This is a genomic window from Pseudomonas sp. GXZC, from assembly GCF_026967615.1.
Taxonomy (GTDB): domain Bacteria; phylum Pseudomonadota; class Gammaproteobacteria; order Pseudomonadales; family Pseudomonadaceae; genus Aquipseudomonas; species Aquipseudomonas azotoformans_A.
In genome coordinates this window covers 4,873,444-4,886,210 of the sequence record NZ_CP114115.1, presented here as the reverse complement: position 1 = coordinate 4,886,210, position 12,767 = coordinate 4,873,444, and the positions used below count along the sequence as shown (strand labels likewise).

Genomic DNA, 12,767 nt, shown 5'->3' with positions numbered 1-12,767 from the left:
TGATGGCCTCGTATTGAGTGCTGCCATGCGAACCTATGCCTTGAACCTTGACTGCCTGACCGTGCCCTTCACGCCTTTGCGCTTGTCCGCCGCCGTGCTGGCCGCGTTGATGGGCGGCGTGGCGTTTGCCGAAGAGCCGGCGAAGTTTGATGCCAGTTTCATGCAGTCCTTTGGCGGTACCAGTGCCGGGCCGAACCTGGACCTGGATGCCATCGCCAACAGCGGCAGCATTGGGCCGGGCACCTACCCGGTGGTGATTCGCCTGAACCAGAGCTTTTTCGATCGCCGCGACATGACCTTCGCCAAGGATGAAGCCAGCGGTGAAGTACGGGTTTGTTTGTCCGAGGCGTTTCTCAAGGAACTGGGCGTGAAGCTGGAGGCGTTCCAGGTGCCGGGTGAAGCGTTGCCGGCATGCATTGACCTGGCGGCCATGGTCGAGGGCGCGTCGGTGAGTTTCGACGCCAACCACCTGGCCCTCGATATCAGCGTGCCGCAGATCGCCCTGCGCCGGGATGCGGCCGGTTATGTCGCACCCCAGGACTGGGACCGTGGCATCAACGCAGCGATGCTCAACTATCAGTTTTCCGCAGCGCAGACCCAGTCTGACTGGCGCGGCAGCGGCAGCCAGTACAACCTGTATGCCAATGGCGGCTTCAATCTGGGCGACTGGCGTTTTCGCAGCAGTTCTTCGTTTCGCCAGGATGAGGAGGGCCAGCAGGATTGGCAGCGCAGCAACACCTACGCGCAACGTGACCTGACCGCACTCAAAGGCACCCTGACCCTGGGCGAGAGTTTCACGCCGGGGGATGTGTTCGACAGCATCCCGTTTCGTGGCGTGCAGGTGGCGTCGGACATGGGCATGTTGCCGGACTCGATGCAGGGGTACGCGCCGATCATCCGTGGCATTGCCGAAAGCCAGGCCAAGGTTGAAGTGCGCCAGAACGGCTTTTCCCTCTACACCACCTACGTGGCCCCCGGCGCGTTCGAGATCGATGACCTCAACGCCGCCTCGGGCAGCGGCGACCTGGAAATCATCATTACCGAGGCCGACGGCCGCGAGCGCCGTTTTACCCAACCCTACGCCACCCTCGGCAATATGCTGCGAGAAAAGACCTGGCGCTACAGCATGACCCTGGGTGAATACAACGCCGTGGACGGCGGGCAGCGTCCGTCGTTCGCCCAGGCTTCGTTGGCCTACGGCTTGCCCTTTGACCTGACGCTGTACGGCGGCCTGCTGGGCGCGGATTTCTACCGCGCCGGGGTGGTGGGCGTCGGCAAGAGCCTGGGCAGCCTGGGGGCGGTGTCGGTGGATGTCACCCAGGCCCAGGCGGATGTGCCCCAGGCGCAGGGCGGCCAGCAAAAAGGCCAGAGCGTGAGCGTGCGTTATGGCAAGGCCTTCGAGACCGGCACTTCGGTGCGTTTCGCCGGGTATCGCTATTCCACCGAGGGCTATCGCGACTTCGAGGAGGCCGTGCGCCTGCAGGACCCCAACGACTATTTCGGCCTGTCCAAGCGCAGCAAGGTCGAGGCCAGTGTCAACCAGGCCCTGGGCAGCCGTGGCTCGTTCTACCTCAACATGAGCCAGCAGCATTATTGGGGGGCTTCGCGCCAGGACAAACAGATGCAACTGGGCTTCAACACCCAGCACAAAGGCGTGACCTACGGCGTGTATGCCAGCAAGACCCTCACCGACAACTACGGCGAGAACAACCAGGTGGTGTTCACCGTGTCGATGCCCATCGGCCAGACCCGCAGCACGGCTACTTACTCGGTCACCCGCAACAATGACGGCAGCCTGGACCAGCGTGCCGGCCTCAGCGGCAACGACGGCAACCTGACGTACAACGTCAACGCCAACCGCTCGGACCTGGCCGGCAACAATGGCTCGGCACTGGTCGGTTACCGTGCGCCGTATGCCCAGTTGGGCGCAGGTGTGAGCGTGGGCAATGGCTACCGGCAGGCTTCGGTGAGTGCATCGGGTTCGGTACTGGCCCATGGCGATGGCGTGGAGTTCGGCCAGACCCTCAGCGAAACCGTGGCCCTGGTGGAAATCAAGGACACCCCCAATGTTGGCGTGCTCAATGCTCCCGGCACCCTCACCAACAAGAAGGGCTATGCGCTGGTGCCCTACGTGACGCCGTATCGCAAGAACCGCGTGGCCCTGGACACCGGCGAGCTGGACACCAGCGTCGACATCGACGACGGCGTGACCAATGTGGTGCCGCGCCGTGGCGCAGTGGTCAAGGCGACGTTTGCCGCGCGTCGCTCGGAAAAGGTCGTGCTCAGTGTGCGCTTGCAGGATGGTTCGTTGCCGCCGTTTGGCACCACGGTGCTCGACGACAAGGGCGTGAGCGCAGGTGTGGTCGGGCAGGCCGGGCAAGTGTTGATCGCGGTCGACGAGGGCAAGGTCTACAGCATGAAGTGGGGCGAGAAAGCCGCGCAGCGTTGCACGGTCGAGCTGGATATCAGCCAGACCGCACCAGTGGATGGCTATCGGGTGATGGAGGCGATCTGCAAGGCACCTTGAAGTGGAAGAGGCTTTATCTGAAGGAATATTCGCCGGGAAAATTCCTACAGTTTGCGGGGAAGGAACTTACATTTCCAAGTAAGGCCGACGCTCATGATTCCTCCCGCCATAGAGATGTTTGAACTTCTTCAATAGCCAGGTTGTTAGCGACGCTTTAACTGAACGAACAGCCAAAACACTTAACGTGTTTTAACGGATGCGCGCTGTTCTTCGGGATGGGGATTTAGATAAGTGTCGGTAGTGTCTGTTTGGGAAGTCGGGTTTCTGGGCCTAACCATAATTAACCCTAGAGTTGAACTCATGAAAAAGATTGTCGCTGTTACTGCCGCTGCTGTTGCCATGGGCCTTGCTTCCTTCGCCAACGCGGCCACGCCGGCGAGCGGTAACCCAGGCACCGTGCGTTTCATCGGTGAGATCGTTTCGGGCGCCTGCGGCATCGACGCCAATTCCCTGGACCAGACCGTTTCCCTGGGCCAGGTGCCGTCGAACCAGTTCCGCGCCGTCGGTGATCGCTCCACGCCGACCAAGTTCGACATCATCCTGACCGACTGCGATACCTCCACCCAGCAGAACGCACGCTTCACCTTCAGCGGCGTGCAAGACCCAGCGGTGCCGGGCCTGTTCGCCACCACCGGCCTGGCCCAGAACGTCGGTATCCGCCTGCAGGCCAGCGCCGGCGAGATGCTCGACAACGGTAAGGAACAAGTTGCACCGGTGGTATTGCAGAACGGCAACAACACCGTGACCTTCGCCGCCATGTACGAAGCCACCGCCGCCACCGTGACCACCGGTGAAGCGGACAGCGTTGCCAACTTCACCGTGGCTTACAACTGATAGTGCTTTATCGGTTGTGATGAAAAAGGGGCGCGAGCCCCTTTTTTCTTGCCTGTTGCCTGGTTGATAAAAGGGTTATTTCCGTGGGCTGTCGCAAACTTTTCGTGTCTTGCGTATTACTTTCCTGCGCGCGTTATTCCTTCGCGGTGGAATTTAATTCGGAGTTCTTGAATATCGACTCTGACGATCACGTCAGTCTCGGGCAGTTCACCCAAGCGCACTACACGGTGCCTGGCAGTTATGTGGTGGATATCGTGGTCAACCAACGTTATTTCGGAACACGCTCTATTGAATTCAACAATGGCGGTTCGGCGCAGGACAGTTATGCCTGCCTGCCCGAAGCGCTGGTGGCGACCTTCGGTCTAAAGCCCGAATTGTTCGAAAGCCTGCCGCGCCTTGCCGATGGCCAGTGCGTGGACCTTACCGCGATCACCAACGCCTCGATCAACTACGCGCAGAACCTGGGCCGGCTGGTGATCAGCCTGCCCCAGGCGTCGTTCGAATATGACGACCCCAACTACATTCCGCCCGCCGCCTGGAGCGACGGGCTGGACGGTGCGCTGCTGGATTACCGGGTGATTGCCAACCAGCGCCAGTCCACCACCAGCGGCAACTCCACGGTATTGCAGAGCTACGGCACCGCTGGTTTGAACATCGATGCCTGGCGCCTGCGGGCCGACTACCAGGCCCAGCAAGACAGCGGCAGCCAGGGCGGGCGTGGCAATGAGCAGGCGTTCCAGCTCAACCGGCTGTACGCCTACCGCGCGCTGCCGTCGATTCGCTCGAAACTTTCGGTAGGTGAGGATTACCTCAACTCCGACGTGTTCGACACCTTCGCCCTGCGCGGGGTGAGCCTGAGCAGCGATGACCGCATGCTGCCGCCCAATCTACGTGGCTATGCGCCGTTGATCAGCGGCCTGGCGCGCACCAACGCAAGGGTGACCGTGGCCCAGCAGGGCCGCGTGTTGTATTCCACCACGGTGACGCCGGGCGCGTTCAGCATCCAGGACCTCAACAGCAGTGTGCAGGGCACGCTGGACGTGACCGTGCATGAGGAAGACGGCACCGAGCAGACCTTTACCGTGACCACGGCGGCGGTGCCGTTCCTGTCCCGTGAGGGCGAATTGCGCTACAAAGTGTCGGCGGGCCAGCCGCGCTTGACCGGCAAGGGCGGCACCGAGCCGGGTTTCGTGGCGTCCGAACTGGCCTACGGCTTGTCCCAGGACTGGACACTCTACGGCGGCGTGCTGGCGGCCAGCGGCTATCTCTCCCATGCTGTGGGCCTGGGCAAGGACCTCGGCGTGTTCGGCGCGATTTCCGCCGACGTCACCACCTCCAGGGCCACGCTGCGCAACAGCGCCGAGACCGTGGTGGGCAACTCCTACCGCATCAACTACTCCAAGCATTTCGATGCGATTGGCACCGATTTGCGCTTCCTCGGCTACCGGTTTTCCGACCGCACCTTCACCAACTTCTCGCAGTTTGTCGGGGATCCGGATGCCTATTCGCTGAATGCCGGCAAGCAGCGTTATTCGGTGATGCTTGCCAAGCGCTTTGCGTGGCTGTCCACCAGCCTGTCGTTTGACCATTCCACCTACTGGGACGCCGCGCCCTCGGACCGTTTTGGCCTGTCGCTGGCGCGCAGTTTTGCCGTGGGCAATGTGAAGAACATCAACGTCAACCTGTCGGCGTTCCAGACCCGCAACGCGCAGAACCGCGACACCCAGCTGTACCTGGGGGTGAGCGTGCCGCTGGGGGGCAATTCGATGATGTCCGCGACGGTGCAGCGCGCCAGCCCCGGCGCAACGTCAACCAGTGTCGGCTACAGCCACGACGATGGCGAAGGCATGAATTACCAGGTGTACGGCGGCATGGGCGACAACCAATACGTGAATGCCTATGTCGGCAAGCGTGCGTCCACCTACCGCGCCAATGCCTCGGCCACCACCGATGGCAGCACCTACCGCTCGCTGACCGGCGAGTTCGACAGCTCGTTGGTGGTGACCCGCTACGGCGTCACGGCCCATGGCAATGGCTCCAATGGCGATACGCGGTTGCTGGTGTCGACCGACGGCGTGCCGGACGTGGCCTTCACCGGCCAGGCGCGCTCCAACCGCGACGGCTACACGGTGATGGATGGGTTGCCGGCATTCCAGGCCTATGAGGCGCGGGTGAACATCGAAAAACTGCCGCTCAAGACCGAAGTGTCCAACCCGATCCAGCGCCTGGCGTTGACCGAGGGTGCCATCGGCTACGTCAACTTCGCTGCCGCCCAGGGCTACAACGCCTATGTCGAACTGACCCAGGCCAACGGCCAGGTGGTGCCGTTCGGGGCCTCGGTGCAGGACAAACACACCCACAAGGAAGTCGGCATCGTCGGGGAGGCGGGCATCACGTATTTGCTTGGCGCCAAGGCCGGGGCCGAGCTGGTGGCACGCTGGGACGACAGCCATCTCTGCGCGTTGGCGGTGCTGCCGCCGGAAGACGTCGTGACCAACATCCCCACACCCGTGCGGTGTTTGTGATCCCCCTAATCCGTTGACTTGGAGTGTTCCCTGATGTCTCGATTGATGTTCAACCGTATCGTGCGCCTGGCCGTGCTGTGTGTGCCTGTGCTGGCCAACGCGGCCGTGGTGCCGGACCGCACCCGCGTGATTTTCGAAGAAAGCGCCACTTCGGTGAGTGTCACGGTCAGCAACAAGAACCTGCAACTGCCGTTTGTGGTGCAGTCCTGGATCGAGGACGAGCAGGGCAAGAAAATCACCACGCCGTTCATGGTGCTGCCGCCGCTGCAACGCATCGAACCGAATGAGAGCAGCGTGCTGCGTATTGTGAAATTGCCGCAGACCACGCTGCCCACGGACCGTGAATCGGTGTTCTACCTCAACATCCGCGAGATCCCGCCCAAGAGCGAGGCGGTCAATGCGATGCAGATTGCCTTGCAGTCGAAGATCAAATTGTTCTATCGCCCGGCCTCGGTGAAGCGCGAGCGCGGCGCCGACATGGCCGAGGGGCTGAGCCTGGTGATCGACCCGGCGGCCAAACAATTGCAAGTGAGCAACCCGACGCCGTTCCACATCACCGTAGTCGGCCTGCTGGTGGGCCCGCAGAAAACCAAGATGCCGGTGGAGACGGTGATGATCGCACCCCATGCCAGCGCACGTTTGCCGTTGGCCAGCCTTGGGTTCAGCGAGTTGCGAGTGTCGAACATGAATGATTTCGGCGGGCAGACCGACACGCCGTTCACCTGCACCGCCACCGCGTGCCAGGCAGTGAAGCCATGACCGGTTGGGGCCCGAGGCTGTGCCTGGCGGCGTTGTTGCTGGTGTTTTCCCAGGCGTCATGGGCGCTGTTGTGCAAGTCACTGGATGACGGCAGTTACCTGAGTGAGTACATCGGCCCGGTGTCGGTGCCGGATACGGTGCCGGACGGCACGATCATTTGGCGTTCGAAGACCCATGTGGTGCCGGCCGACTGCTGGAAGCTGCGCGACCTCCACTACCTGGAAGATGACCCGATCTATTTCTACGGTAACCCTGCGGGCCTCAACGCGACGGCCTGGGGTATCGAGTTTGGTTTGGTCTACCGGCAGGTCACGGCTTGGGACGGCGACTGGAGTTCCAACCCGACCCAGGGCGTGAACACCGGGTTCATTTCCCGTGGCTGTCCTGGGGCGACCAACAATGCCGAGATGCTGCCATGTTCCCTGGCCCGACCGAGCATCGCGTTCCAGGTGGTGATTCGCAAGCGTGGGCTGCAGCCGCTGCAGCGACCCTCACAGGACACCTACGATGTGTTCCAGTTTGACGGCCTGTATGGTCTTAACGGTGGGCCGAGTAACCCGACCGGCAACTTCCGTTTCCAGCTCAGTGGTTTGCAGAACATCGTCGGCACCGCGTGCACCGTGGACGTCACCGTGACCCCGGAACCGGGCATTGTGGATTTCGGCGTGATCCAGAAAACCACCATCGGTTTCTCGCCGCCCAACCCTACCAAGCCGTTCAGCCTGGCCCTGGAGAAAAAGTGCAGTACCGCCCTGAATATCGGCGCCACGCTGGTGACGGCCAATCAGCAGGGCCTTTACAACGTATTGCCGAAGGCGGACAGCCAGTTCGGCATCCAGGTACGCGACGCCCGCAACAATCTGGTGCCGATCAACGAGCCGTTTCCCCTGGCAGTGTTCGCGGCCAACGTCAGCCACATCGACGTGCCCTTCAGCGCCTCCGTCGTGGCGTTGGGCGACCCGCAGGTCGGGCCGTTCGAAGCCGTGATGGTGGTGCAGGTGATTTACTACTGAGGGTTTGTGTCGGAAATTTCCTACAGTCTGGTCGGATAGAGACTACGACTTGTGTCCACCTCGCTCGCCACTATGTCGGCTCTCGGTTCGGTTGAGTGATGGGGTAGACGATGACCTTTCCACCAGGACAGGTGCTGGAAAAACAGGCGGGGGAGCGTGGCCTTCTACCCACCGAAGACGAGGTGCGCCGTGGCCTGGCCCTGGGTGAGTTTCGCGCCTGGTTCCAACCGCAACTGCACTTGCACACCAAGGCAGTCACCGGAGTGGAAGCCCTGGTGCGCTGGGAGCATCCGGCGCGCGGTGTATTACTGCCGGCCGATTTCCTGGGGGCGGTGCTGGCCTATGATTTGATCGACCAGATGTTCACGCAATTGCTGGAGCAGGGTTTGGGGTTGCTGGGGATTCTGCGTCACCAGGGCGTGAGCCTGACGCTGGCGTTCAACCTGCATGCCTCGCAACTGGCCAGCCCGGCGTTGGTCGAGCACATCCGGCAGGCCCTGGAACGTCATCGCTTCAAGGGTTCGACACTCACCTTCGAACTGGCGGAAAACGGCGTACTGGTGTGTGCGCCACAGACCCGCGAGAACCTGCTGCGCCTCAAACTGCTGGGTTGCGGTTTGTCACTGGACGATTTCGGCCTGGGGTTTTCCTCGCTCAAGTCGCTGTGCCAACTGCCGTTCAACCAGATCAAGCTGCATGGCAAGTTCGTGCAGCGCCTGGACCGTCTGCGTAACCGCTCGATGGTAGCCGGTACACGGGCGCTGGTGCGTTCGCTGGACATGACCCTGGTCATCGAAGGCGTCAGCAGCCCTCGGGTGTGCGCGGGTTTGCTGGAACTCGGCTGCGAAGTTGGCCAGGGTTACCACCTGGCGCGGCCCATGACCGGAAGGGACTTGTTGCAGTGGCTGGACAAGGCGGTCATTGCGCCGTGAAAACTTCCCTGCACGGCGCGGTAATTCTTAGGAAATTTCCTACAATTGAGCGATGCTCATGTATTTTCGGCGGGTGCATTTCATGGATGAGGCCTTATGCCGTCCATGGCGTTGGCACGCTCGTACGTCGGCTGTCTTACAGAGGTCTGTATGCATAAAGCGATAGTTGTGGACGATCACCCGTTCATTCGCTCTTCCGTCAAGATGTTGCTCAACCAGGAACACTTTGAAGTGGTGGCCGAGGCGGACAACGGTGCCGACGCGGTGCAACTGGTGCGCGAGCATGCGCCGGATCTGGTGGTGCTGGACATCACCATGCCCAAGTTGACGGGCTTGAAGTGATTTCGCGGATCAGCGGCCTGGGCGTGCCGACCAAAGTGCTGGTGTTGACCTCCCAGTCGGCGCTGTTCTATTCGATGCGCTGCATGAAGGCCGGTGCGGCCGGGTTCATCTCCAAGACCAATGGCCTGGACGAGTTGGTCAAGGCGATCAAAGCGGTGATGGGCGGCTATACCTTCTTTCCCAATCTGGCCACCAGTTCGGTGCGGCGCAGTGATGCCGATGCGACGGACCTGGAGTTGATCCAGAGCTTGTCCGATCGCGAACTGACGATTTTGCAGCAACTGGCCCTGGGCCTGAGCAACAAGGAAATCGGTGATTCGATGCTGCTCAGCAACAAGACCGTCAGCACCTACAAGACGCGACTGATCGAAAAACTCAAGGTGAAGTCCGTGGTGTACCTGGCCGATTTCGCCAAGCGCAACAGCCTGATCTAGATGAAGCGATTTCTCGGAACCTACGTGGCCGGCCTGCTGTTGCTGGGGGCGCTGGCGGCGGCACCGCCCGTATTGGCCTCCAGCGAGTCGTTGCATCTGCTCGGGCGTTCGACGGTGGAAGATTACTCGGTCAGCCTCGACGAGCCCGACTGGAACTGGCTGCGCCACAAACGCACGCTGGTGTTAGGCGCTTCGGCCCCGGACTACTCGCCCTTCGGCATGACCGGCAATGGTGACGATTACCAGGGCATCACCGCAGACTATGCACAACTGATCGCGCAGTTGCTGCACATGCAGGTCGATGTGCGCCGCTACAGCTCGCGCGCCGAGGTGATTGCCGCGCTGAAAAGCGGCGAGATCGACATGCTCGGCACGGCCAATGGTTTTGAGGCCGCAGACCCTGGGCTGGCCCTGTCCCAGGAGTACGCCAACGACCAGCCAGTATTGGTCACGCGGATCGGTGACAGCCAGAACCTGCCGCCGAACCTGGCCGGCAAGCACGTGGCGATGCTCTATCACTACCTGCCGCCGGACGCGGTCAAGGCGTTTTACCCCGAGGCGACCGTGCAACTGTTTCCGTCGACCTTGAGTGCGATTGGCGCAGTTGCGTTCGGCCAGGCCGATGTCTACCTGGGCGACTCCATCAGTTCCAACTACCTGATCAACAAGAACTACCTGAACAACGTCCAGCTCAGCGACTTCTCGCAGATGGAAGTGCAGCCGTTCGCCTTTGCCGTCAGCCGCAGCAACGAGCGCTTGCTGCGCATCCTCAACACGGCGCTCACGACGATCCCAGCGGCGGAGCGCATGACCATCCTGCGTCGCTGGAGTGCCGGGGGCGCGAGCATGCCGGGTCGGCAGACGTTGCACTTCAGCAACAGTGAACAGCGCTGGATGGAGCAGCATCCACGGGTGACGGTGGCGATCAATGAAAACTTCCTGCCGCTGACGTTTGTCGATGAAGACGGCAACTTTCGTGGCATCAGCGCCGATGTGCTGGCCAAGGTCAGCCTGCGCACCGGACTGCAATTCGATCTGCAGCGCGCCGAGTCGGTGCAGGACCTGATCGACCAGGTCACCAGCGGCAAGGCCGATATGCTGGCCGCCTTTACCCCCAGTGCCGAGCGTGAAAATGCCTTGCGCTTTACGCGGCCGTACCTGACCAACCCGTTTGTGCTGGTCACGCCCATCGGCGATGACAAGCCCCAGACCCTCGACCAGATGGCCGGCAAGCGCCTGGCCTTGGTGCAGGGCAATGTGATGCGTGAATACCTGCTGGAGCAGTTCCCCCAGGTGCAACTGGTGCCGGCGAAAAATGCCGTCGATGCCATGGCCATGGTGGCGAAGGGTGAAGTGGACGGCGCGATCAATTCCTTGATCAGTGCGCGCTACATGATCTCCCGGCAGTACCGCAATCGCTTGCAGGTCACCAGCACCGTGGGGACGATGCCGGCGCGGATCGCCCTGGCGACCAATCGCGGCGCGCTGGAGTTGTATTCGATCCTCGATAAGGCGCTGCTCAGCATCACCCCCGAGGAAATGGACGAGCTGACCAACCGCTGGCGCAACGAGGTGGTCATCGACGACAGCTATTGGCTGCGCAATCGCAGCGCGATTCTCCAGGGCTTTGCCATCGCGGCGGTATTGCTGGCACTGGCCTTGGGCTGGATCGGCTATTTGCGCTGGTTGATCGGCAAGCGGCGCGAGGCCGAGCGGGCGTTGAGCGAAGAACTCAGCGAGCGGCAGCGCTTGGTGCAGGAACTCCAAGTCGCCAAGGATGATGCCGACGCCGCTAACCGGGCGAAGACCACGTTCCTGGCGACCATGAGCCATGAGATCCGCACGCCGATGAATGCGGTGATCGGCATGCTCGAATTGGCGATGAAAAAAGCCGACAAGGGGGTGCTCGACCGTTCGGCCATCGAAGTCGCCTCAGGGGCGGCGCGGGGCTTGTTGGACCTGATTGGCGATATTCTCGACATTGCGCGCATTGAATCCGGGCGCCTGTCGCTGGCGCCGGAGCGGGCCAACCTGCGTGAACTGATCGAGTCGGTGGCGCGGGTGTTCGATGGTCTCGCCCGGCAGAAACAACTGCGCTTGCAGCTGGACCTGGAGGCACAGGTCAGTACCGAGGTGCTGATCGACCCGCAGCGCTTCAAGCAGGTGTTGTCCAACCTGCTGAGCAATGCGATCAAGTTTACCGATGCCGGCCAGGTGCGCCTGGTCGCCAGGGCGTACGTCTTGCCGGGGCAGGAACGCCTGGCCCTGTGCTTGCGCGTGGAGGACAGTGGGCGCGGTATCTCCGAGCAAGACCAGCAACGCCTGTTCAGCCCGTTTACCCAGGCAGACAACCATGGCCAGGCGCCCCGTGGCGGCTCGGGGCTGGGGCTGGTGATCAGCCGCACCCTGTGCGAAATGATGGGCGGCACCCTGACCCTGGACAGCACGTTGGGGCAGGGCACGCAGATTGAAGTGCGCTTGGACGCATCGATCCTGGAACCCTGCGCCCCGGTGGTCGAGGCCGAGCCTCAGGTGGCTGGCGAGGCCCTGAATATCCTGGTGATCGACGACTATCCGGCGAACCGGCTGTTGTTGTCGGAGCAACTGGGTTACCTGGGCCACCGGGTCACCGACGCCGAAGACGGCGCCCACGGCCTGCGGGCTTGGCGCAACGAGCTGTTCGATGTGGTCATCACCGACTGTAATATGCCGATCATGAATGGCTACGCGCTGGCGCGGGCGATTCGCGCCGAAGAGGCCGCGCGCGGCTTGCATCGCGGCCTGGTGCTGGGCTTTACCGCCAATGCCTTGGCCGAAGAAAAAGTGCGCTGCGTCGAGGCGGGCATGGACGACTGCCTGTTCAAGCCCATTAGCCTCAAGGACCTGGGTGCACGCTTGGCGCAAGTCAAACCCCAGGCGGTGGTTCAACCCGACGCGCGGGCCGACATGCCACCGTTGGAAGACATCGACATCAGCAGCCTGGAGCAACTGGCCCGTGGCGACCAGGCGTCGGTCAAACGCCTGCTGGGCGACCTGGCCGTGAGCAATGACGGCGACATGGCCAAGCTCATGCGCTTGTTTACCCAGCACGATGTGCAAGGGCTCGCTGACCTGGCCCACCGGGTCAAGGGCGGTGCGCGGATTATCAGCGCCGCCGGCTTGATCCACGCGTGCGAGGCCCTTGAGTCTGCGGCCCAAGGGCTGGACGCGGCGGCGCTGACGGCGGCCGTGGATACCTTGCAACAGTCGATGGAGCACTTGGCGGAGCAGTTGGAGGATTACCTGGCGTGAGGTGTGGGCGTTCTTGGGAAATTTCCTACAAGCGTAGAGACGTTTCCTAGGTCCACTTAGGCCAAGTCGCGAAACAATGGGGCACTTCTCTACAGACGAGTCCCGCCCTC

General features: G+C 62.0%; 7 protein-coding genes and 1 pseudogene. All 8 read left to right on the top strand.

The annotated features are described in order from the left end of the window. Positions 1-25 precede the first annotated feature (25 nt). The 8 genes and pseudogenes from OZ428_RS22980 to OZ428_RS22945 all read left to right on the top strand — a co-directional run bounded on the left by OZ428_RS22980 (position 26) and on the right by OZ428_RS22945 (position 12,657). On the top strand, positions 26-2,527 hold the full coding sequence (locus OZ428_RS22980) for a fimbria/pilus outer membrane usher protein (RefSeq protein ID WP_269131408.1): 2,502 nt from the start codon (positions 26-28) through the stop codon (positions 2,525-2,527). 300 nt (positions 2,528-2,827) lie between these two features. Next, positions 2,828-3,361 (top strand): fimbrial protein, encoded by a 534-nt coding sequence (locus OZ428_RS22975; protein ID WP_033897128.1) that lies wholly within the window; start codon positions 2,828-2,830, stop codon positions 3,359-3,361. A gap of 83 nt (positions 3,362-3,444) precedes the next feature. Then, positions 3,445-5,886 carry a fimbria/pilus outer membrane usher protein gene (locus tag OZ428_RS22970; protein WP_330911109.1) on the top strand — a complete coding sequence of 814 codons (2,442 nt, stop codon included), beginning with the start codon at positions 3,445-3,447 and terminating at the stop codon, positions 5,884-5,886. Positions 5,887-5,919: 33 nt separating this feature from the next. Next, positions 5,920-6,645: a fimbrial biogenesis chaperone gene (locus OZ428_RS22965; RefSeq protein WP_269131406.1), complete on the top strand. Its 726-nt coding sequence runs from the start codon at positions 5,920-5,922 to the stop codon at positions 6,643-6,645. Then, positions 6,642-7,658 carry a fimbrial protein gene (locus tag OZ428_RS22960; RefSeq protein ID WP_269131405.1) on the top strand — a complete coding sequence of 339 codons (1,017 nt, stop codon included), beginning with the start codon at positions 6,642-6,644 and terminating at the stop codon, positions 7,656-7,658. Before OZ428_RS22965 ends, OZ428_RS22960 begins: the two co-directional genes overlap by 4 nt. A gap of 110 nt (positions 7,659-7,768) precedes the next feature. Continuing rightward, positions 7,769-8,590 (top strand): EAL domain-containing protein, encoded by an 822-nt coding sequence (locus OZ428_RS22955; protein WP_051421946.1) that lies wholly within the window; start codon positions 7,769-7,771, stop codon positions 8,588-8,590. A 150-nt stretch (positions 8,591-8,740) separates the two neighbouring features. Next, positions 8,741-9,366, top strand: a pseudogene (locus OZ428_RS22950) (response regulator). Continuing rightward, positions 9,367-12,657: a transporter substrate-binding domain-containing protein gene (locus tag OZ428_RS22945; protein WP_269131404.1), complete on the top strand. Its 3,291-nt coding sequence runs from the start codon at positions 9,367-9,369 to the stop codon at positions 12,655-12,657. The last annotated feature ends 110 nt before the right edge of the window (positions 12,658-12,767 follow it).